The following is a 24,663-nucleotide window of genomic DNA, read 5'->3' as shown; positions in this document are numbered from 1 at the left end:
GTGCCTGCCTCGCCTAGCCGTCGTTACCTCGCCGGGCGCAGCGTACCCTCCATACCGCCGCGTCCGCGCCGCTTATCATCGCATCGGCCCGGGACGCACGGGTCGCTGCCCGCCGACTCGAGTCCGGTCCGCTCAGGTTCGGTCCGCCGCATCGTCCACCTCGGCGAGCAGCTCGGCCAGTTTCGGGCCGATCTCGGCGAGCGCCTCGGGGGTGGTCATCTCCTCGTGCCGGCGCGGGAGCGGATAGTCGACCACCGTTCCGTCCACGTAGCGTTCCCAGGTGCCCGCCACCGCCGGGTGTTCTTCGGCGCTGAAGAAATGCAGTGTGCCATGGAACGTCCCCGGTCGGTACTCGTTGATCAGCCGGGTGGACCGCATCGCGCTGCGGTACATACGCCGCAGCCGTTCCAGTCCCAGCGCCGCCATATCGGGCGGGATCATCGCCTGTAGGACCGACAGCGCCTCGTCGCCGAGATCGTGGATGTCCTCATCGGCGAATTCCGTATCGGCGAATTCATCCCCGGTCCGGATACCGACCTCGGCGAGCGCGTCGCGCACCGCGGACCGGAAATCGGTGTCGTCGATATCGGCGAGGCTGTCCAGCATGACCAGCAGCGAGACCTGTTCGCCCGCGGCCTGCAGTTCCGTGGCGATCGCGTGCGCGATGACCCCGCCCAGCGACCAGCCGAGCAGGCGGTACGGGCCGTGCGGCTGCACCGTCCGGATCTCGGTGACATAGCGGCGTGCCATATCGATGAGCGCATCCGGCAGATAGTCCTCGCTCAGCGCGGGCGACTGCAGACCGTAGATCGGATACTCGGCCGAAAGATATTGCGCCACACCGGCATAACTCCAGGCCATGCCGAACATGGGGTGGACGCAGAACAGCGGAGCGTCCGCGGTGACGCCCTCCGGCACCCGGGTGCGCAGCGGCAACAGCACACCCAGGGCCGTATCGGCGTCCACGTCGTCGCGGCCGTCGAGGATCCGGGCGGCCAACTCGGCCGGAGTGGAATCGGTGAAGAACCACTGCACCCGCACCTGCGCCCCGATACGGGCCCGCAGCATGCTCACCACGCGGGTGGCGAGCAGGGAATTACCCCCGAGTTCGAAGAAATCGGTGTCCAGACCCACCTGCTCGGCGTCCAGCACCTCGGCGAACACCTCGGTGACCGCGTGTTCCAGCGGGGTGTTCGGCGCCCGGTAGGGCCGCCCGGCCAGCTCGGGCACCGGCAACGCCTTGCGGTCGAGTTTGCCGCTGGCGTTGAGCGGGAAGGCGTCCAGGACCACGATGGCGGTGGGGACCATATAGGCGGGCAGGGCACCGCGCAGATGCTCCGACAGCCGCCGCTCATCGATACCGGTGGCCGGGTCGGTGGGCACCACATAGGCGACCAGCCGGTCCCCGAGACCGCCGCGCACCAGTGAGACCGCGGCGTGCCGCACCGAGTCGTGGGCCGCCAGAACGGTTTCGATCTCACCCAACTCGATGCGCTGACCCCGCAGCTTCACCTGGAAATCGCTGCGCCCCAGGTATTCCAGGGCTCCGTCACGCCACCGGACGATATCCCCGGTCCGATACAGGCGGGCACCGTCGGTGTGAGCAACGAACCGTTCCGCGGTGAGCGCGGGCGCGTTCTGATAACCGCGCGCCAACTGCACACCCGCCACATACAGTTCGCCCGCCGCACCCGGCGGCACCGGACGCAACTGCCGGTCCAACACATGCACCCGGGTGTTGGCGACCGGACGCCCGATCGGCACCGCCGCGCCGGCACCGCGCTCCTCGGCCGGCTGTGCCGTGACCACCGTGGCCTCCGCGGGCCCGTACCAGTTGACCAGGTCGACCCCCGGCAGGACGGCGGCGAAGGTATCGGCCGTCTGCCCGGATAGTGCCTCACCCGCCGCGAAAACCCGGCGTAGCGAGGGGTACCCGGACGCCGCGAGGTCATTGCCGGACATCGCGTCTCCGGCGGATGCCCCGTGTCCGGCGGCAACCGGATCGAGGAACGCGTCGAGCATGGACGGCACGAAATGCACGGTGGTGACCGCGTGATCGCGGATCACCCGGGACAGATACGCCGGATCGCGGTGACCGTCGGGTTCGGCGATCACGATGCTCGCGCCGGTGTGCAACGGCCAGAACAACTCCCAGGTGGAGATGTCGAACGTCGTCGGCGTCTTGTGCAGCACCACGTCGGAACCGTCGTGCGGGTAGGTGCGCTGCGCCCACCGGAACTGATTGGCCATCTGGCGATGCGTGATCGCCACGCCCTTCGGCCGGCCGGTCGAGCCCGAGGTGTAGATGACATAGGCGACGTTGTCCGGTCGCGCCTCGCTGCCCTCGCGCATCCTGTCCGAGGACGCGGTGTCATCCGGGCGAACACCATGGTCGAAGAGGACGGCGGCGCCGGGCTCGACGGCATCCGATCGGAACGCGGCGGCAGCGTCCCCGATCGGGAGCGTGTCCACCGATGAGGCCGCGAGGCCCCGCTCCGACAGGTCCGCCTCGTCGGGCACCGAGGTCACGGCACGGTCCGCGGGCAGCTCCAGGGCGTCCACCGCCAGCACCGGAACCCCCGTCTCGGTGTGGAATCCGGTACCGGTTGTGGTCAGCACGCACAGCGGGGCGGCACCGGCCAGGACGTACTCGCTGCGCTCGGCCGGGTGGTCCGGGTCGATCGGCACATACGCCCCACCGGCCCGCAGCACCGCGTACACCGCCACCACCAGCTCGATACCGCGCCGCATGGCCACCGCGACCAGGGTTTCCACTCCCACGCCCCGGCGGCGCAACTCGACCGCCAGCGCCCGGGACCGACGATCCAGTTCACCGTAGGTGAGCACCACATCGCCGTAACGCACGGCCACGGCCTCGGGTATGCGCGCCACCTGCGCGTCGAACAGCGCCGGCAGGGTCGCCTCGTCGAGCAGCTCCGGCACCGCGGTGTCGTTGCGGGCGGCCAGTTCGGCGCGTTCGCTACCCGACAGCACGTCGACCTCGGCGACCCGGGCGTCCGGGGTGTCGACGAACCGGCCGATGAGCATCTCCAGCCGGTGCGCCAGTGCCGCGGCCTGCTCGGCGTCGAACACATCGCGCAGGTACTGCAGCGACACCCGCAGCCGATCGTCGAGCACGACCATCACGGTCAGCGGGTAGTGGGTGCCGGTCACCGATCCCACACCGGTGACATTCATACCGTCCACCGAGCCCGCGCGGGCGAGCCCTTCGGTGTCGATCGGGAAGGATTCGAATACCACCAGCGAATCGAACAGATTCTCCACGCCGATGGCGTGCTGGATATCGGCCAGTCCGAGCCAGTGGTAGTCCAGCAGTCCGGTCTGTTGGGCCTGCAAACGGGTCAGGACCTCACCGAGGGTGTCGCGGGCGCCGAGCCGCACCCGTACCGGGAGGGTGTTGACGAACAACCCCACCATCGACTCCACCCCGGGCAGCTCCGGCGGCCGGCCGGACACCGTGGCACCGAACACCACATCGTCGCGGTCCAGGCTGCGGCCGAGCAGCAGACCCCACGCCGCCTGAACCACCGTGTTCACGGTGACGCCGTGCCGGGCTGCCATCCCGGTCAACGCCGCCGTCGTCTCGGGAGAAAGCGCGAATCCGGTCTCCCCGGTTCCGGCGGTGATCGCCCGGCCCGGGTCCACCGGCGCCAGCACGGTCGGCTCGGTCACCCCGGCCAGCGCGGCCCGCCACGCGGCCGGCGCCGCCTCGTCGTTCCGGGCGGCCAGCCACGACAGATAGGTGCGATACGCCGGTGCCGCGGGCAGTTCCGTGTCGGCACCGTCGAGCGCGTACAGCATCAACAGATCCCGCATCAGCAGCGGCACCGACCAGCCGTCGACGAGGATGTGATGGGTGGTGACCAGCAGGCGGTAGGAGATACCACCATCCGCGGCGGTGGTGCGCAGCAGCGCGAACCGCAGCAGCGGGGCGGTCCGCATATCGAAATGGTCCGCCAGATCCGCCGCCCGCAGTCGATCCAGTTCCACGGCCGCCGCATCCGGTGGCATATCGGACAGATCGACCTGTCGCCACGGCACCCGCAACCCGTCCTGCACGATCTGCACCGGATTGCCCGCGCCGTCCTCGGCGAACGCGACCCGCAGGTTCTCGTACCGGTCCAGCACCCCCTGCGCCGCGGCGCGCAACCGCTCCGGGTCCACGGTCCCACCCAGTTCCAGCATGTACTGGATGGTGTAGGCGTCCACCGACGTATCGGCCAGCAACGCGTGGAACAGCATCCCCGACTGCAGCGGCGTCACCGGCCACACCTGCGACAGCCCCGGATATTCGCGCTCGAAACGCTCCATATCCGCCTCCGCCGGCCGGACCAGCGGCGCGTCGGACACATACTCGGCCGCCGATTCGACAGCGCGGGCACGCCGGGCGATACCCGCCACCGTGCGCGCTTCGAACACATCGCGGGCGGAGAACGCGATCCCGCGCGCCCGCGCCCGCGACACCACCTGAATGGAGATGATGCTGTCGCCGCCGAGTTCGAAGAAATCGTCGTCCGCGCCGACCCGTTCCAGGCCCAGCACCTCGGCGTACACCTGTGCGACGGCCTCCTCCACCGCGCCCGAGGGCGCGCGGTATTCGCGCGGGGCGAATTCGGGGTCGGGCAACGCCTTGCGGTCGAGTTTGCCGTTGACGTTCAGCGGCAGCGCGTCCAGCACCACGAAGGCGGACGGCACCATATAGGACGGCAGCGCCTTCTCCAGCGCCGAGCGGATCCGCCCGGTATCCAGGTCGGTTCCGTCCACACGCGCGGGGACACCGACATCCTGTGCGGATACCGGCACCAGATAACCGACGAGCCGGTTGCCCGTATGCGGGTCGGTATGCGCCACCACGGCGGTCTGCGCGATGTCGGGCAGAGCGAGTATCGCGGCCTCGATATCGCCGAGTTCGATACGGAACCCACGGACCTTGACCTGGAAATCGGTGCGGCCGCGATAGTCCAGTTCGCCGTCGGCGGTCCAGGCGACCAGGTCGCCGGTGCGGTACAGCCGCGTGCCGGTGCCGAAGGGGTCGGCGACGAAGCGTTCGGCAGTGAGATCGGGGCGGGCGAAATAGCCGCGGGCCAGTTGCGCGCCGGCCAGGTACAGCTCGCCCGGTACTCCGACGGGGGCCGGCCGCAACCGGGCGTCCAGGACGTACACGCGGCTGTTCCACTCCGGGCGGCCGATCGGTACCGCGCTCGTATCGTCGTCGGTGACGCGGTGGTTGGTGACGGACACCGCGGCCTCGGTCGGGCCGTACAGGTTGAACAGTTCCGCGCCCGTCGAATCCCCGGACTCGACACCGGTGTCGGCGGTGCGGAACCGCTGGGCCAGTGCGCCCGGCAGGGCCTCGCCGATGGCGAGCACCCGGCGCAACGAACCGGCGAGCACCCCGTCGGACGCGGTGAGCAGGGCGTCCAGCATCGACGGCACCGTGTGCAGGATGGTGACCGATTCGCGGGCGATGAGCTCACCGAGGTATTCGGGGTCACGGTGCCCGTCGGGAGTCGCGATCACCAGCCGGCCGCCGCAGACCGCGGCCGACCAGAACTCCCAGACCGACAGGTCGAAGGTCACGGGGGTCTTCAACAGCACCGCGTCGCCCGGGCCGAGGCCGAATTCCGCCGTTTTCCACAGCAGCTGGTTGACCACGGCGGCGTGCGGCACCGCCACACCCTTGGGACGTCCGGTGGAACCGGAGGTGAAGATCACATACGCCGTATGGTCGGGCCGCAGCACCGCGCCGCGCTCGGCGACACCGATCGGGGCGTCGTCGAGCCGTGCGATCTCGTCGGAGTCCATGTGCAGCACGGGTGCCCGGTCGGTGTCGAAGCCGGTGGCGGCGTCGGTGAGGACACAGAGCGGCCGCGCCGTGTCGAGGATGTAGCCGGTGCGTTCGGCGGGCTGGTCGGGATCGACCGGGACGTAGGCACCGCCCGCCCTGGCCACCGCGTACATGGCGACGACCAGGTTCACCGACCGCCGGATGGCCAGCGCGACCGGGACTTCGGGCCGCACTCCCGCGGCGAGCAGCCGCCGAGCCAGCCGGTTGACGCGTCGGTCGAGTTCGGCGTAGTCGAGTTCGACCCGCCCTCCCTCGGGCAGATCCGCGACCAGTGCCGGCGCGTAGGGTTCCGCGGCGACCGTGTGGTCGAGCAGTGACGCCAGGGTGGTGCCGCGCGGCACCATGGGGAAGGCGGTGTCGTTCCAGTCCGCGAGCACGGTGCGGCGTTCGGTGGGGCCGAGGATCTCGATATCGCCCACCGGGGCGGCGCTGTCGGCCGCGACGGCCGCGAGTATCCGGAACAGCCGGGCGATGAAACCGCCGACGGTTTCGGCGTCGAACAGATCCGTGGCATAGGTGATGAACCCGCCGATCCCGGCCGGCACACCCGATTCGTCGTAGTTGTCGCTCACGATCAGGTGCAGGTCGAACTGGGACACCTCCAGTTCCGCGTCGACCCCGCTCACCGACAGACCGGGCAGTTCCAGGGCGGTACGGGCCACGTTCTGAAACGACAGACCCACCTGGAACAGCGGATGGTGGGCGGTGGACCGCGGCGGGTTCAGCACCTCGACCAGCCGCTCGAACGGGATATCGGCGTGTGCGAACGCCGCCAGGTCGGTTTCCCGCTGCCGGGCCAGCAGTCGGGCGAAGGGTTCGTTGCCGTCGATACGGGAACGGAACACCACGGTATTGACGAACATGCCGATCAGATCGTCGAGTTCGCGTTCCCCGCGCCCCGCGACCGGGGTGCCGATGGCGATATCGTCCACGCCGGACAGCCGCGCCAACAGCACCGCGAACGCCGTGTGCACCACCATGAACAGGGTGGCGTTGTGGGCGCGCGCCACCTCCAGCAGCGCGGCGTGGGTCTGCGCGTCGATCACGACCGGCACCCGCCCGCCCGCCATGGACGCGACGGCGGGCCGTGGCCGGTCGGTGGGCAGTTCCAGCACGTCCGGCAGGTCGGCCAGCGCCTCACGCCAGTAGGAGATCTGACGTGCGGCGACCGAATCCGGGTCTCGTTCGTCGCCGAGCACGGCGCGCTGCCACAGCGCGTAGTCGGCGTACTGCACCGGCAGCGGCTCCCACCCGGGCTCCGCGCCCGCCAGCCGCGCCCCGTAGGCCACCATCACGTCCCGCACCAGTGGACCCATCGACGAGGCGTCACCGGCGATATGGTGCACCACCACCGCCAGCACGTATTCGGGATCGGAACCGGCGGGCACATCGGTGATATCGAACACCCGCACCCGCACCGGCACCTGTTCGGTCACATCGAACGACATCGCCGCCAGCGCGTATACCTCGCCGGGTACCTCGTCGCTACGCACCCGCCGCGGCGCGGTGTCGAGCCGCGCCTGCCCGACGGGCAGCACGACCTGCACCGGGCCGTCCGTGGTCTCCGGGTATACGGTGCGCAACACCTCGTGCCGCGCGAGCACATCCTCGAGCGCCGCACCCAACGCCGCGATATCCAGCTCACCCGAAAGCCGCAGCGCGAACGGCAGGTTGTAGGCGGCCGACCCGGCGGCCGCGGCCGCGTCGTCGCCCTGGTCGAACTGGTTCAGGAACCACATCCGCCGCTGCGCCAGCGACAGCGGCAGCCGCTCCGGACGCGGAATACTGCCCAGCGTGATCCGCCGGTCGGCGTGGGTTTCCGATTCGACGGCCGTCGCCAGCGCGCCGACGGTGGGGGTCTCGAACAGTGTCCGCACCGGAATCCGGGCGCCGACCGCGGCGCCGAGCCGGGCCACGGCCCGGGTGGCGACGAGCGAATTGCCGCCGAGGGCGAAGAAATCGTCGTCGACGCCGACGCGGGATACGCCGAGCACCTCCGCGAAGACCTCGGCGACGATTTCCTCCACCGGGGTACCGGGCGCCCGGAACTCACGAGCGGTGAACGTCGGGGCGGGCAGTGCCTTGCGATCCAGTTTTCCGCTGGGATTGAGCGGGAACGCGTCCAACGCGACGATGGCCGCCGGAACCATATACGGCGGAAGCGTTTTTCCGATCGCGGCGAGCAGTTCGGCCTGGTCGATGGTGTGATCGGGGGCGGGAACCGCGTAGGCCACCAGCTGGTCGCCCAGCGACGAGGCGGCGACCAGCGCGACCGCCTGGCTCACCGCGGGCTGCGCCAGCAGGGCGGCCTCGATCTCGCCCAACTCGATACGCTGGCCGCGGAATTTCACCTGGAAGTCGGTGCGGCCGAGGTAGTCGAGCACGACGGTTCCGGTGTCACCGTCGGGCCGCCACACCACCAGGTCGCCGGTGCGGTACATCCGTTCGCCGGTGCCGAACGGGTCGGCGACGAAACGGTCGGCGGTCAGGTCCGGGCGGCTCACATAGCCACGGGCCAACTGGTCCCCGGCCAGATACAGCTCGCCCGGCACGCCGACCGGGGCCGGGCGCAGCCGCGCATCCAGGACATACACCCGGGTGTTCCACTGCGGCAGGCCGATCGGCACCGACCGCCGCTGCGACCCGGCCGGCCAGTAGGTCACCGATACCGCGGCTTCGGTGGGACCGTAGAGATTGTGGATATTCGCCTCGGATACCGCACGCACGGCGGTGACGGTTTCCGGGGGCAGCGCTTCGCCGATCACGAACACATCGCGCAGGGTTCCGATACTGCCGGGCGCGGTGTGGGCGGCGAAGACGGTCAGCATGGACGGGACGAAATCGGTGACCGTCACCCGGTGGGCGGCGATCATCTCCGCGATATAGCCGGGGTCGCGGTGTCCGTCGGGGGTGGCCAACACCAGTTTCGCGCCGGCCCGCAACGGCATGAAATAGCCCCACAGCGACACGTCGAAGGTTGTCGCGGTCTTCTGCAGGTACACATCGAGTTCGTCGAGCGGGTACTCGGCGAGCATCCATTCGATCTGATTGTGGATCGCGGCGTGCGAGACCGCCACGCCCTTGGGCCGACCGGTCGAACCGGACGTGAAGATCACGTAGGCGGGATGTTCCGACCGCGGCGGGCGCAGCAGTTCGTCGGGGCGGACGGGATCGGCGGGGATACCGTCCGTGTCGAGGGTGTCGATCGGCAGGACGGGAGTGTTCTCCGGCAGGGACGCCGCATCGGCGGCGGTGGTGAGCACGCACACCGGGTCGGCGGTGTCGAGGATATGGGTGATGCGTTCGGTCGGATGGTCCGGGTCCAGCGGGACGTACGCGCCACCGGCCGCGATGATCGCGTACATACCGATGACCAGCTCCGGGGAACGCCGCAGCGCCAGACCGACCAGCGATTCGGCGCTCACCCCGCGCGCGATCAGCACCCGGGCCAACCGGTTGACGCGCGCGTCGAACTCCCGGTATGTCAGCTCCGTACCCTCGTACACCACGGCCGGCGCGTCCGGCATCCGGGCAGCGGTCCGCCGGTAACCGTCGAGCAGCAGTTCCGGCGCCACGGGATGGTCGGTGGCGTTCCGATCCAGCAGGATCCGGTCCCGCTCTGCGGGAGCGAGCAGGTCGATATCTCCGATGACCTCGGTCGGGGAGGCGGTGACGGTGTCCAGCACCCGGACCAGCCGCTGCCCGAATTCGGCCACCGTGGTCTCGTCGAACAGATCGGTGGCGTAGGTGAACGACGCGATCAGCCCCGCCGGCGAGCCGTCGTCGGAGTTGCGCGGAACGATATTCAGCTGGAGGTCGAATTTGGCGATGGCACCGTCGAATTCGAGCGCGGACGCCGACAGGCCGGGCAGTTCCAACTGCGGCATGTCCAGGTTCTGGAAGAACAGCGCCACCTGGAACAGCGGGTGGTGCGCCTGCGAACGCACCGGGTCCAGCACTTCCACCAGCCGTTCGAACGGCAGCTCCGCGTGGGCGAACGCCGCCAGGTCCGTTTCCTTCACCCGGCCCAGCAGGTCGAGGAACGGCTCGGTGGAGTCGATGCGGGTGCGCAGGACGAGAGTGTTGACGAACATGCCGACCAGATCGTCCAGTTCGCGTTCGCCGCGTCCGGCGACCGGGACGCCGACGGTGATGTCATCGGTGGCCGCCAACCGTGCCAGCAGTACCGCGAAGGCCGCGTGCACCACCATGAACTCCGAGACCCCGGCCCGATGCGCCAGATCGGTGATGCCCCGGTGCAGCCGCTCGTCGATATCGAAACCGTGTATCAGGCCGCCGCCGCTCGAGACTCCCGGGCGCGGCCGGTCGGCGGGCAGGTCGATCCGATCCGGCACACCCGTCAGCTGCCGGCGCCAGAATTCGATCTGTGCCGCGGCAACCGATTCCGGATCGCTCTCGGAGCCCAGCAGTTCCCGCTGCCACAGCGTGTAGTCGGCGTACTGCACCGGTAGCGGGGTCCAGGCCGGGGCCTGTCCGTCGCGCCGGGCCAGGTACGCGGTCAGCAGGTCCCGCAGGAATGGGGTGATGGAGGCACCGTCGGCGGCGATATGGTGCACCACCATGGCGACGATGTGCTCATCGGGGCCGAGTTCGGCCAGTCCGATCCGCAGCGGCACCTGATCGGCGACGTCGAAACCTGCCAGCGCCAGGGTCGCCAGCCATTCGGGTAGCGCGCTCTCGGTGAGCGGCTCGGTGGCCAGTTCGGGGATCGCCTCGTTGGACGTCAGGACCTTCTGGTAGCCGATACCGTCCACCGACGGGTACACGGTCCGCAGCGTTTCGTGGCGGGTGATCACATCCCCCACCGCGGCCCGCAGCGCCGCCACATCCAGTTCGCCGGACAGCCGGATCGCGAACGGGATATTGTTCACCGCCGAACCGGGGTCGAACTGGTTGAGGAACCACATACGCTGCTGGGCGAGCGACAGCGGAATACGTTCGGGGCGTTCCATCGGCACCAGGGCGCGTCGCCCACCCGTTCCCGTGAGCTGTTCCAGCCGGACGGCGAGGCCGGCGACGGTGGGAGATTCGAAGACGAGCCGGGCCGGGACCCGAGTGGCGACCGCTTCGCCGAGTCGGGCGGCGACGCGGGTGGCGATCAGCGAGTTGCCGCCGAGTTCGAAGAAGTCGTCGTCGGCACCGACCGGGCCGGTGGGGGTGAGCAACTCGGTGAAGACCTCGGCGATCGCCTCCTGCAGGCGACCCTCCGGTGCTCGGTAGTCCTTGGTCTGCAACTGTGGGGCGGGCAATGCCGACCGGTCGAGTTTGCCGACGGGGGTGAGCGGGATGGTATCGAGCACGGTCACGGTGGTGGGCACCATGTGGCGGGGCAGATGCCGTTCGGTGTGTTCGATCAATTCCGCGGTGTCGACCGAGTGACCGGGGGCGGGATGGACGTAGGCGGCGAGGATGGTGGCGCCGGTGTCGAGGGTGTGGCCGATGGTGACGGCGAAGTCGACGGTGTCGTGGGCGGCCAGTACGGCGTCGATTTCGCCGAGTTCGATGCGGAAACCGCGGATCTTGACCTGGAAGTCGTTGCGGCCCAAATATTCCAGGGCGCCGCTGTCGGTCCAGCGCACCAAATCCCCGGTGCGGTACAGGCGCGATCCGTCGTCGGTGAAGGGGTTGGCCACGAACCGTTGCGCGGTCAGCCCCGGCCGGTCGTGGTAGCCGCGGGCCAGTTGCGCCCCGGTCAGATACAACTCCCCGACAACCTTGCTGGGCACCGGCACCAATCGCTCGTCGAGCACATAGGCGGTGATCCCGCGGATGGGTGCGCCGATGGTCACCGTCTCACCTGGCACCAGCGGGTCGCTGATATTGGTCATGATGGTGGTCTCGGTGGGCCCGTACCCGTTGTAGAACTCCCGGCTACCACCGCCGGCGAGAGGAACTACCCAGCGGCGCACCAACTCCGGCGGACACGCCTCACCGCCGGCCACCACCACCCGCAGATCGTCCAACCCGGTCGGATCGATCGACGCCAACGCGGCCGGGGTGATGAACGCGTGAGTGACCTGTTCGCGCCGCAGCAGGCCCGCCAACTCGTCCCCGCCGTACACCATCGGCGAGGCCACCACCACGGTCCCCGCCCCGCCGATCGCCAGCAGCAACTCCAGCACCGAGGCATCGAACGACGGCGAGGCGAAATGCAACGCCCGTGTCTGCGCGGTCAGCCGATACCGCTCCTTCTGCTCCTCGCAGAACCCGGCCAGTCCCGCCTGGGTGACCACCACCCCCTTGGGCCTACCGGTCGACCCGGACGTGTAGATGACATAGGCCGGATGCTCGGCCCGCAACGGCCGCACCCGATCGGTGAAGGCCACCGGATCGGCCGGTTGGTCCTCCACCAGCCGCTCGGTCTCGGGGACATCGATGGTGAGCCATTCCACCCGATCGGGCAGCCCCGCACCCACCTCGGCCACCGTCAATCCCAACACCGCCCCTGAATCGACCACCATGTGCTCGACCCGCTCGGCCGGATAATTCGGATCCACCGGCACGAACCCCGCGCCCGTCTTGGCCACTGCCCACACCGCCACCACCGACGACACCGACCGCGGCACCCCCACCGCCACCAGATCCTCCGGGCCCACCCCCCGCTCGATCAACACCCGCGCCAAACGGTTGGACCGCGCATCCAACTCCGCATACGACACCCCGCCCCCGGCCCCCGTCGCATCGGCGAACACCACCGCCACACCCTCCGGGTTGGCCTCCACTGCCGCCGCCATCAACTGCGGCAATGTCGTCACCCGCGCACGACGTACCCGAGCGGGACGGGTGGGGCGGGTTCGGGGTGAGCGCACCGCTCCCGTGCCGCTCTCCTGGTTCTGATCGCACCACTGCCCGACCCGCGAATCCATCTACCTGCCTCGTCCTACCAGTCTCATATCGTCGACGGCGTGCCACGGCGCTGTCGTCGCGCCTGTTTCCGTTCCTAGCATCGGTTCGGTGCACGCCGGTTGTTACCTACCGGTACCGGCCATCGGCTCGCGGTACCCCGTCGGCTCCGGAACATTGATTATCGCCCGGCACCATCCGACGCCACGCCGCTGAGGCGACTCCCAGTTCTGGGGGCTCCCTCCGGGTGACCCGGACAACACCGGACAGCGGCCGGTGCGCGTCCGATCGAGCTCGGGCGCGGACCGGCCGCGACAGCTCAGCCCAGCAGTTCGGGCAGACTGCACACGGTGGGGATCCGTGACCACCCGCCGCCGGGACGACCGTCGGAATCCAGCACGAGTGCCTGCAGGTCCTCGAGCGGAGCCGGGTCGATCACGCCGAGCCCGGCCCGGTCGGACCACAGATGGGTGACCCATTCGTCGGCCAGCGACTCGGTGAGCTCGTCCGGCTCCGGCACCAGGACCACCGACGCACCCGCCGAACCGGCCGCCACCACCTCGACCAGGGCCGCGAAGCTGTCCGCCCGTCCGTACCGGAACGTCCGGGACTCATAGGTCAGCCCGGTGACCGTGCGCAGTCGGGAAACCACCGCCGCCAACTCGTCGTAGCCGACCACCTGGCCGTCGCCGCCCACGAACGCGATATCGCCACCGCGCAGGGCCCGGATCCGGTGGGCGTAGGTGACCGGCCGCGGTGATTCCGCGGCGACCTCCGACGAGACCGGCATCTCGTCGAGCACCAGCCAATCCACCTCGGGCACGGCCGGCGCCCCGCCCACGGCGAGTCCGGCCTTGACCGTCAGACCGGTTCCCACCGCGGTGTCCAGGGCGTCCACCGGTACGACGGCCGCGCCGGCCTTGAGCACCGCCCAGGTGGCGATCACGGTGGCAACCCCGCGCTCGAGCCCGACCACGACACCGGTGCCGGGGCCACATCCGCGGCCGATGAGCACCCGCGCCAACTGCGACGAGCGGGCATCCAGATCCTGATAGGTGACCGCCTCCTCGCCCCACACCACGGCGGGGCCTTCCGGGTCCTCCTCGACGGCCGCGCCCAAGGCCTGCGCCAGCGCGGTCCCCGCGGTGGCCGCCGGCACCACCTGTTCGACACCGACGCTCATCCGCTCCCGCTCGGCGGCGTCGAGGATATCGATATCCCCGACCCGCACCTGCGGATGCCCCGCGACCGCGGCAAGGATACGTTCCAGCCGGCGCCCGAACGCCTGCACCGTGGCCTCGTCGAACAAATCGGTGGCATAGCCGAGTACGGTGATCAGTTCGGCGGGGACACCGTGGGCGTCGCGCCGCGGATCCACATTGACCTGCAGATCGAACTTGGCGGCGATCGCGCCCTCGTCCAGCATGGTCACCCGCAGACCCGGCAGTTCCAAGGTGGCCTGTTCGTTGTTCTGGAACGACAGCACCACGCCGAACAGCGGGTTGTGCGCGGTCGCCCGGCCCGGTGCCACCACCTCGGCCACCCGTTCGAACGGGATATCGGCATTGGCGAAGGCCGACAGATCCGTTTCCTTCGCGCGGTCGAGCAGTTCGGCGAAGGTCAGCGTGGATTCCACCCGGGTCCGCAGCGCCAGGGTGTTGACGAACATGCCGACCAGATCGTCCAGGGCCCGTTCCCCGCGACCCGCGATGGGCGTGCCCACCGCGATATCGGATTCGCCGGTCAACCGGGCCAGCAGCACCGCGACGGCGGCGTGCATCACCATGAACAGCGTGGCGCCGTGTTCGCGCGCGAGCCGGTCCAGCGCCCGGTGGGTCTCGGCCGCCACCACGAATCCGGTGGCGGCGCCGCGCATGGACGGCACGGCGGGGCGCGGCCGGTCCGCCGGCAGTTCCAGCTCCCCGGACAGGCCGGCGAGCTGGGTGCGCCAGTACGCCAACTGCCGCGCGGCGATCGAGTCGTCCTCGTCGTCGGTGCCGATGACCTCGCGCTGCCAGATCGCGTAGTCCGCGTACTGCACCTGCAGCGGCGACCAGCGCGGCGAATTACCGCTCAGCCGCGCCAGATAGGCGGTCATCAGATCGCGGGCCAGCGGTGCCATGGACGCGCCGTCCGCGGCGATATGGTGCACGACCAGCGCCAGCAGATACTCGTCCGGTCCGGTGTTCAACAGCAGGGAGCGCACCGGCACCTGGGCGGTGACATCGAACCCGGTGGTGAGCAGTTCGGTGACCCGACCGAACGGGTCGGTGGTGGTGTCGGTTTCCAACCCGCCGCTGTGCACCTCGGTGACCGGCAGGACCTGCTGGTATGGAGTGCCGTCCGGCCCCGCCGGGTACCGGGTGCGCAGCGATTCGTGCCGTTCCAGCACATCGAAGACGGCGTGGCGCAGCGCGGATACGTCCAGGTCGCCGTCGAGCCGGATGGCCAGTGGGATGTTGTATGCCGGGGAGCTCGTGTCGAACTGGTTGAGCAGCCACATCCGCTGCTGGGCCAACGACAGCGGAACCCGCTCGGGACGCTCCACCCGGGTCAGGGCGGGCCGGTCCACCACCGTGCCGACACCCGGGGTCACCCGGGCGGCCAGATCGGCGACGGTCGGCGCCTCGAACAGCTCCCGAACCGCGACATCCGCCGCCAGGGCCTCGTTGATCCGGGCCACCGCCCGGGTGGCCAGCAGCGAATTGCCGCCGAGGGCGAAGAAGTCGTCGTCCAGGCCGACCTGGTCGGTGCCGAGCAGATCCGCGAACACCCCCGCGACCGCCTTCTCCACCGGGTTGGTGGGCGCCCGGTACAGGGCGCCGCCGGTGACCCGGGGTTCGGGCAGTGCCCTGCGGTCGAGTTTCCCGTTCGGGGTCAGCGGCAACGCGTCGAGCGCCACGATCGCGTCGGGAACCATGTAGTCGGTGAGGAATTCGGCGACCTGCGCGCGCACCGCCGCGGGCTCGACGTGTACCGCCTGCTCGGCGGCCGAGACCACATAACCGATGAGCCGGTCGCCCGCGGGCCCGTCGGTGCGCACCAGCGCCACCGCCTGGCCCACTCCCGGGCAGCGCAGCAGCGCCGCCTCGATCTCGCCGAGTTCGATCCGGAAACCGCGCAGCTGGACCTGCTGGTCGCCACGGCCCGCGTATTCCAGATTGGCGCGACCCGCGAAACCCGCCCAGCGGCCGATATCACCGGACCGATACATCCGCGACCCGGGCGGGCCGAACGGGTTCGCCACGAACCGGGACGCCGCCAGACCGGGACGGCCCAGATAGCCGCGGGTGAGTTGGGCGCCCGCGATGTAGATCTCCCCGGCCACGCCGACCGGCGCCGGATGCAGCCGGTCGTCCAGGACGTAGGCGTCCAGTCCGGGCAGGGCCCGGCCGATGACACTGGCCGAGTTGTCCACCGTCTGCTCGTCCAGCGACAGGAACGACACGTGCACCGTGGTCTCGGTGATGCCGTACATGTTCACCAGCCACGGCGCGTCCGAATCGGTGCCGCCCGGACCCCCGTGCCTGCTGTACCAGTCCCGCAACCGGCGCAGGTCCAGCGCTTCGCCACCGAACACCACATACCGCAGTGAGAACCGCTCCGGCTCCCCGGGACCGGCGTTCGCGTGCGCGACCCGGTCGGCCTCGGCGAGCTGGTAGAACGCCGACGGAGTCTGGTTGAGCACCGTCACCCGCTCCCGGACCAGCAGCTCCCGGAACTGCTCCGGCGACCGGGAGGTCAGATAGTCGACCACGACCACCGTGCCGCCGTTGGCCAACGCGCACCACAGCTCCCAGACGGAGAAGTCGAACGCGAACGAGTGGAACAGCGTCCACACGTCGGTCTCGTCGAATTCGAACAGCAGTTGCGTATTCGCGAACAGCTCCACCACATTGCGGTGCGCGACCCCCACGCCCTTGGGCAGACCGGTGGAACCGGAGGTGTAGATGACGTAGGCGAGATTGTCCGGGCGCAGGCGGGCGAGCCGATCGGAGTCGGAAACCGGTGCGTCGGAGAAGGTCTCGGTGTCCTCGAGCAACACCACCGGCAGTTCCCCGACGGGTACCGCGTCCCGTTCGCCGGCGGTGGTGAGCACGGCCGCCGGAGCGGCGTCGGCGAGCACGAATCTCAGCCGCTGCGCCGGATAGGAGGTGTCGATCGGCAGGTACCCGGCCCCGGAGATCAGGACGCCGAGCAGCGCGACCGGCAGTTCCTCGGTACGCGGAACCGCCACGGCCACCAGGGTTTCCGGTCCCGCGCCCTGTGCGATCAGCGCCCGCGCGACCCGGTTGGCCCGACCCATCAGCTCCGTGAACGTGAGCGAGGTGTCGCCGAAGCGAATGGCCGCCGTGTCGGGCTGTCGCCGCGCCTGGGTCCGGATGAGGTCGACCAGCGTCACCTCGGGCACATCGACGCCGGCGCTGTTCCATTCCCGCAGCACCAGTTCGCGTTCCCCGGGTGCGAGCAGATCGATATCGCCGACAACCGCCGTGACGTCGGCGGCCACGGCGTGCAGGATGCGTGTCAGCCGGTCGGCGTGATCCCGCACGGTCGACGCGTCGAACAGATCCTCGGCATAGACGAACGAGAGGGCCGGACCGCCCTGGCCGTCGGTCCGGTCGGCGAGGTGCACCCGCAGATCCAGCTCGGCCGTCAGATGCTCGACCGTGGACGACGTGACGTCACCGGCGGTGAGCACGACCCGGAACGACGAATGCCCGGCGGCGGCGCGCACCGTGTCGAGCATGGTCGCGAGGTGGGTGGAGGACCGATCCGCCCCGCCGAACGCCTCGGCGGTGGTGCGGCGGGCAGCGGCGAGCAAGGTGTCGAAGGTCGCGCCCGGTTCGACCGGGGTGCGCAATACCGCGGGGCCGGCTGCGGCATTGTCGGGAGCGAACGCGCCGACGGCGATATCCCGGCTCCCGGACAGTCGGGCCAGCAGTAGCGCCAAAGCGGCGTGCACCACCGAGAACAGCGTCGTTTCCCGTTGCCGCGCGATCTCCGCCAGCGCGGCGTGTACCTCGGCGGGGATATCGCGGTGAACCTGCGCCCTGCGCCGCGACGGCAGCGCCGGACGCGGCCGGTCGGCGGGCAGCTCTCCCTGCTCGACGAGCACGCCGGGCACCCGCCACCAGTCCACCGGCGCCGCCGCGCCCATCTGCGGAGGCACCGCGATGAACCGGTCGATGACCGTACGCAGCAGTTCGGTGAGCGCCCGCGCCGCCGGCTCGGTGACCGTGTCACGCCGGTACCACACCCGGCACCGCAGCCGGATGCCGGGCTCTACCACCACAGTCACCGGATAGTGGGTGTAGGTCATGGACGACACGTCCACGACCTCCAGGCCGTCGATGGAACCGCCGGCCTGCTGGAGTCCGTCGGCGTCGATCGGATAGGACTCGTAGGCCACCAGCGTGTCGAACAGGCCGGCGCCGCCCGCAGCGCTCTGGATATCGGCGAGCCCGAGATAGTGGTGCTCCAGCAGTCCGGCCTGCTCGGCCTGGATCCGCTCGAGCAGCTCGCCCACGGTCTGGTTCGGGTCGAGCCGCACCCGCACCGGGATGGTGTTGGTGAACAGGCCGACCATTTCGTCCACGCGGGTCAACTGCGGCGGACGCCCGGAGACAACGGCACCGAAGACGATATCGTCGCGTCCGGTGAGGCTCGCCAACAGCAGCGCCCAGATCGCCTGCACCACCGTATTGACGGTGACCTCGGATTCGGCCGCGAACGCGGTCAACGCCGCGGTCTCGGTGTCGGTGAGGGTGAACTCGAGCTCACCGATACCGTCCTCCGGCCGCACCGCCTGTTCTGGCCGGTCCAGGACGGCGGCGAGTTCGGTGGGTCGGGCCCCGGCCAGCACCTCGCCCCACCGGGCCAGTGAGGCGTCGACGTTCCGGCGCGACAGCCAGACCAGGTAGTCACGGTACGAGGGCGCAGGCGGCAGCGGCGACGCGTCCCCGCCGGTGGCGTACAGGATCAGCAGATCCTTCATCAGCAACGGCAGCGACCAGCCGTCGAACAGCAGGTGATGCGCGGCCAGCGCGAAATGGATGCGTCCGGACACCGTGCGGTACACGGTGATCCGCAACAGCGGTGCCACCGCCGGATCGAACCGGGTGAGCCGCTCCTGGGTGAGCCGGGTCGGCACCTCCACATCGGGGATATCGGTGACGACCCGCCACGGTATTTCGGCGCCGTCCAGAACCAGCTGCACCGGTATGCCGTCCGCGGTGGTCACGAAGGCGGTCCGCAGGGCGATATGCCGTTCGACCAAGGCCTGTGCCGCACGATGTAGGCGGTCCAGATCGACGGTGCCGGCGAGTTCGAGCGCCAGCAGCATCACGTAATCATCCGGCGCACCCTGGGTGAGTTGCGTGTGGAAGAACAGTCCGGCACCCAGCGGCGGCAGCGGCAGCACATCCGTCGATCCCGGATAACCGGTCCGCCAGGTGTCGAGCTCATGCCGGCCGACCCGCACCAGCGGGACATCCGAGGGAGTGAGCCCGCCGGCGGCCGGATCGTCCACATGCCGGGCCACCGCGGTGAGCGCGGCCATCCAGTCGTCGGCCAGTTCCCGCACGGCCGGCTCGTCCAGTACACCGGCCGCGTACTGGAACGACACCGCCATCCGGGCCCCGTCCGGGCCGTCGGCGACGATCGCGTTGATATCGATCGCCATACCGGCCGGCATGGCCGGATCGGGAGCGATGTCGAACTCGCCGAGCGCGCCGGTCGGCAGCCAGGCCGAACCGTCGATGCCTTCCGGCAGTTCACCCGCCGAGATCCGGCCGAGGTAGTTGAAACCGATCTGCGCCGACGGACCGAGGAGTTCGGCGGCCGTATCGGCGTCGAGGTAGCGGAGCAGACCGAATCCGATACCCCGGCCGGGAAGGGCGAGCAACTGCTCCTTCACCGAGCGCAGCAGCTCCGCGATCGCGGCCGCGTCGTACAGCGCCGCCTCGGTGTCGATGCCGGTCAGGTCCAACGCGACCGGGTAGGCACTGGTGAACCAGCCGACTGTGCGGGTGATATCGGCGCCGGGGACGGCGCTTTCCTCGCGTCCGTGGCCTTCCAGCCGCACCCGGGTGACCGGTGCGTCGATCCCGCGCCGCGCCCGCCAGGTCCGCACGGCCAGGGCCAGCGAGGCCAGCAGACCGTCATTGACCCCGGACCGGTACAGGGCGGGCACTCGGGTCAGCAGCACCTCGGTGATATCGGCGGGGATCTCGATGCCGAACCGCCGCACGGTCGCGTAGGTGTCCACCCGCGGGTCGAGGGCGCGGGCGCCCAGGGCCGGATCCGGGGACGACAGGACCCGCCGCCAGTAATCGATCTCATCGCGGCGCGCCGGATCGGCCGCCGCGTCGCGGATACCGTGCGCCCACCGCCGGAACGAAGTCCCCACGGCCGGCAGCGCGGGACGCTGCCCGTGCGACAGCTGTGCCCACGCCAGCACCAGATCACCGATCAGAATGCGCCAGGACACGCCGTCGATCACATAATGGTGCACCGCGAGAAGTAGCGCGTCAGCGGCGTCGGTCCGGCGCAGCCAGGTCCCGGCCACCATTCGACCGGCGAGCGGGTCCAGTCGCGCCACCGCGGAATTCATGGCGGTGCCCGCGAGTGCGGTGAGCTCCTCGTCGGTGGTACCCAGGGGCGCCTCGACCTCGGCGATCAGCGTGTCCGCGGCCACCGAGCCGGGGACACCCACCTCGAACCGGTATCCGTTTCCGTCCCGGACCAGGCGGGCGCGCAGCATATCGTGGTGGGACAGGACGGCATCGAGGGTTTCGACCAGCGCCGCTCGGCCGATCCCGTCCGGCAGGGCCAGCACCATGTTCTGGGAGAAACGCCCGTACACCCCGTCGGCGAGGTACTGGGCCAGGATCGGGGTCGGCGGAACGTCACCGATACCGCCGCCGGGCAGTTCCGCGAGCACCTCCACCGGCGTCGCGTCCCCGACGACCGCGGCCTCGGCGAGCGCGGCGACGGTGCGTCGCTCGAATACGTCCTGCGGGGTGAACAGAATGCCGGCGTTGCGCGCCCGGGAGACCAGCTGGATCGACAGGATGCTGTCGCCGCCGATCGCGAAGAAGGAGTCGTCCACGCCGACCTGCTCCACACGCAGCACCTCGGCGAACAATTCGGCCAGCCGGGTCTCCACCGGACCCGAGGGCGCCCGCGACGAGGTCGTGGACGCGAACACCGGCGCGGGCAGCGCGGCGCGGTCGAGTTTGCCGACCGGGGTCAGCGGAATCTCGTCCAACACCATGATCGCGGCCGGGATCATATGGGCGGGCAGCGAGTTGCCGAGGAAGGCGGGCAGTGCGTCGGTGTCCACACTGCGACCCGGGTGCGGCAGAATATAGGACACCAGCGCGGTCGCCCCCGAGGACAGTTCGGTACCCATGGTGACGGCGTAGTCGATATCGGGATGCGCGGTGAGCGCGTTGTCGATTTCGCCGAGTTCGATCCGGAAACCGCGCACCTTCACCTGGAAATCGGAGCGGCCCAGATATTCGAAGGCCTCACCGGCGGCGGTGTCGACGCGACGCACCAGGTCGCCGGTGCGGTACAGCCGCGCGCCCGGATTGCCGGTATCGGCGCCGAACGGGCTCGCGACGAACCGTTCGGCGGTCAGGCCGGGCCGGTTGAGATAGCCGAGCGCGAGCGCGGGGCCCGAGAGATACAGCTCGCCCACCACGCCCGTGGGCACCGGGCGCAGTCGCGCGTCCAGCACGAACACCCCGAAACCCGACAGCGCGGACCCGATGGTGATCTGTTCCCCCGGCTCCAGGGGGCCGGTACTGGTGGCGATGATCGTGGCCTCGGTGGGGCCGTAGGAGTTGATGAAGGCGTGCTCACCGGCCCAGCGGCCCAGCAGCTCGGGTCCGAATTTGTCCCCGAGCACCACCACGGTTTCCAGGTCGTCCAGACCGCTCGGATCCACCGATTCCAGCGCGCCGGGGGTGATGAGCATATGTGTCACCTGCTCGGCGGCCAGCAGTTCGGCGACCTCGTACCCGCCGAACACGGTGGGCGGGGCGATCACCAGTGTCGCGCCGGAGGTGAACGCGAGCAGCAGCTCCAGGATCGAGACGTCGAAATTGGGCGAGCACACGTGCAGGACCCGGGAGTCGCTGGTCACGCCGTAGTGTTCGTTGGCCGCGGCGACCACCGTGGCCAGGCCGCTGTGGCCGACGACGACGCCCTTGGGCTTACCGGTGGACCCGGAGGTGTAGATGACGTAGGCGGGATGCCGCTCGTAGAGCGGGCGCACCCGGTCGGTATAGGAGATGGGGTGGCGGGGATGCCGCGCGATCCGCTCGGCGTGTATCGGATCGTCCAGTTCCAGCCAGGTGGTCGCGGAGCCGAGCGACGAACGGTGCGCCACGGTGGTCAGGCCGAGGACCGCCCCGGAGTCGGTGACCATGTGGTCGATGCGTTCGAGGGGATAGCCGGGGTCGACCGGCACGTACGCCGCGCCCGTTTTGGCGATCGCCCAGACGGCCAGCACCGATTCCAGGCTGCGCGCGATCCCGATGGCCACCACCTCGCCGGGACCGACGCCGCGTTCGATCAGTTCCCGTGCGAGCTGTGAGGACGCCTCGTCGAGCTGCTGATAGGTGAGCTCACGCTGGTCGGCGGGTTCGCCCGTGGGATTGTACCGAATGGCCACTTCGGCGGCGGCGGATTCCACCGCCGCGGTGAGCAGCTGTCCGAAGAGTGGGCTGCCCGAGCGGCGCCGACGGCTGCCACGAGCGGAGCGACGGGCAGTTTCCATTCGAGTGCATTCACCTCTCGCGTCGAGTCCGGACCCGGCCATGCCCACATAACCTGGGCATATCCACCGGGGCAGGCGCGGCCTGAGCCATCATACGATCGGCCGCAACCCGGCCATTGCCGCGGCGGTTGCCGCCGCAGGTCTCCGGCGCTATATCGAGGGGTAATCGCCGGGTGTTGCACCTCTGGAGAGGCGGGTGAAGCAGGTCACAGCCAGCCGCGCCGGACCGCCTGTACACCCGCCTGGAAGCGGGTGCTCGCGCCGAGGCGTTCCAGCAGCCGAGCGGTCCGCCGGACCACGGTGCGCCGCGACATGCCCAGGCGGCGGGCAATCGTATCGTCGGTGGCACCCATGCTCATCAAGGTGAGGATGGCGCGGTCACGATCGTCGAGTCCGCCCACGGTGGGATCGACCGAGATCGGCGCGGCCATGGTCCACAGCACGTCGAAGGTGTGGACCAGCAGGTCGAGCAGTGGCGAACAGGCGATGCGCAGGCCCATCGGATCCGGGCGGCGGTCGTCGGTGTGCAGGACCAGGGCGGCCCGCTCGTTGTCGGCGACGATGAACTTGAACGGCGGGTCGGGCAGGGTGCGTGCCTGCGCGCCCCGGGTGTTGGTCGCCAGCGCGCAGCCGAGGCGTTCGGGATCCTGGTAGATGGTGTCCTGGTAGAGGATCTGGTATCGCACCCCCTCGGCCATCCGGGACTGCTTCAGCTCGGATATCCGGTGCTCCCGACCGATATCGCCCAGGTGCGGACCGCGCTCGACCAGTTTGACGGTGTCGCGAGCCGTGCGGTGCAACTCCTCGAAACCGGCCAGGATCTCGGCCCGGTTGAACACCGGCACCACCTCACCGTCATAGGGCGACCGTCCCACCGGGCGAAGCGTCCCACCGAACCGGGACACCGCGGCGTGGACGGCGGCGATTTGCTGTCTGCGCGGCTCGGCGACGAGCTCCACAGCCTCGGTCATATCCCGAACCCCTGATCTACCGGCCACCGAAACCCCTTCGGCGGCGACGTCTCCAGTGCCCCACGAGAATCAGTACGACGGCCCCCATTCCAGGGGTACACCCCTGGCCGCCAGCCAGGGCCGGGGATCGATCTTGTTGCCCCCCTGGTCCCAGATCTCGAGATGCAGATGCGGACCGGTGGACTGGCCTCGATTGCCGACGGTGGCGATGACATCACCGGCGTTCACTCGCTGACCGTCCTGGACGAACATCTCGTTGACGTGCCCGTAGACGGCCTGGGTTCCGTCATCGTGCTGGACCCGCACCCAGAGTCCGAAACCGGAGGCGGGTCCGGCCTCGATCACGGTTCCGCTGCTGACCGCATGGATCGGCGCACCGAGCGAATCGGCGAAATCCAGTCCGTAGTGCATGGCACCCCAGCGGCTGCCGTAGCCGGAGCTGATGGCCCCGGCCACCGGGCGCACCGTGGACGCGGGAGCGATCTGCTGTTGGATCTGATTGATGGTCCGTTCAGCGTGGGCCAGTGGTGCGGCGACCTCCGGCGGGAGGTTCTGCAGCCCGAACGGCGCCGGGTTGGCCGGCCTCTCGGCGATCTCGGCGGCCACCGCGGTAACCGGGGCCTGCGGCGCCGGAGCGGGCGCGGCCTGGGCGGCCTGCGCCTCGGCGACCCGCGCCTCGACGGCCTGGATCTCGGCGGTGGACACGGGCTCGGCCTCGACGACCTTGTCGGCGTCCTGCGGATCCGGGAGCAGCGGGGTCCCGTAGGCGATGGCCGGGGCGACCTGCGCCGCGGTACCGATGAGCGCACCCGCGGCGACCGCGGCACCGGCGGCGGCCTTGACCCGCTCGGCCGCCGACACCTCGGCCCGGTGCCGGGTGGGACGAACCCTGACTTCGTCGCCGATCAGGCTCATGACGGTTATGGAGCTGGGGCCTACTCGATGGTGCGCCACGGGTTAGTCCTTGCGTTCCGTTCGAACTCTGGTCGCGGACGCCGTTCCGGTTCGGCCGGCTCCGGGGAGCCGCCCGGGCCGAAAATAACGTTTCGGCATCCGTTGTGACGGCAACTCTACCTCGTCGTGATCATTCCGCAATGTTTAGGACGGAAATTTCGGTTATCTGCAGGTCGCGCCTTCAATCCATCGTTACTTTCCAGGTCCTAGGTCGT

Annotated in this window: 4 protein-coding genes; all 4 read right to left on the bottom strand. The window is 69.8% G+C overall.

The features are described 5' to 3' along the window. Window positions 1–132 precede the first annotated feature (132 nt). The 4 genes from ON20_RS03825 to ON20_RS03805 all read right to left on the bottom strand — a co-directional run bounded on the left by ON20_RS03825 (window position 133) and on the right by ON20_RS03805 (window position 24,409). Window positions 133–12,756 (bottom strand): non-ribosomal peptide synthetase, encoded by a 12,624-nt coding sequence (locus ON20_RS03825; RefSeq protein WP_083864602.1) that lies wholly within the window; start codon window positions 12,754–12,756, stop codon window positions 133–135. 296 nt (window positions 12,757–13,052) lie between these two features. After that, window positions 13,053–22,523 carry a non-ribosomal peptide synthetase gene (locus ON20_RS38525; RefSeq protein ID WP_245547018.1) on the bottom strand — a complete coding sequence of 3,157 codons (9,471 nt, stop codon included), beginning with the start codon at window positions 22,521–22,523 and terminating at the stop codon, window positions 13,053–13,055. A gap of 206 nt (window positions 22,524–22,729) precedes the next feature. Continuing rightward, a complete protein-coding gene (locus ON20_RS03810; RefSeq protein ID WP_083864599.1) occupies window positions 22,730–23,494 on the bottom strand; it encodes a helix-turn-helix transcriptional regulator in 765 nt (254 codons plus the stop codon). 69 nt (window positions 23,495–23,563) lie between these two features. Next, window positions 23,564–24,409 carry a M23 family metallopeptidase gene (locus ON20_RS03805; protein WP_040833523.1) on the bottom strand — a complete coding sequence of 282 codons (846 nt, stop codon included), beginning with the start codon at window positions 24,407–24,409 and terminating at the stop codon, window positions 23,564–23,566. Between the last annotated feature and the right edge of the window lie 254 nt (window positions 24,410–24,663).

Source organism: Nocardia brevicatena NBRC 12119, assembly GCF_000308495.1.
Taxonomy (GTDB): Bacteria; Actinomycetota; Actinomycetes; order Mycobacteriales; family Mycobacteriaceae; genus Nocardia; species Nocardia brevicatena.
This window is presented reverse-complemented; position numbering and strand designations above follow the sequence as displayed.

Excerpts from the sequence above, each read along its gene's own strand:
- ON20_RS03825 (WP_083864602.1), bottom strand. The coding sequence starts at position 12,756 with ATGGATTCGCGGGTCGGGCAGTGGTGCGATCAGAACCAGGAGAGCGGC.
- ON20_RS03805 (WP_040833523.1), bottom strand. The coding sequence starts at position 24,409 with ATGAGCCTGATCGGCGACGAAGTCAGGGTTCGTCCCACCCGGCACCGG.
- ON20_RS38525 (WP_245547018.1), bottom strand. The coding sequence starts at position 22,523 with ATGGAAACTGCCCGTCGCTCCGCTCGTGGCAGCCGTCGGCGCCGCTCG.
- ON20_RS03810 (WP_083864599.1), bottom strand. The coding sequence starts at position 23,494 with ATGACCGAGGCTGTGGAGCTCGTCGCCGAGCCGCGCAGACAGCAAATC.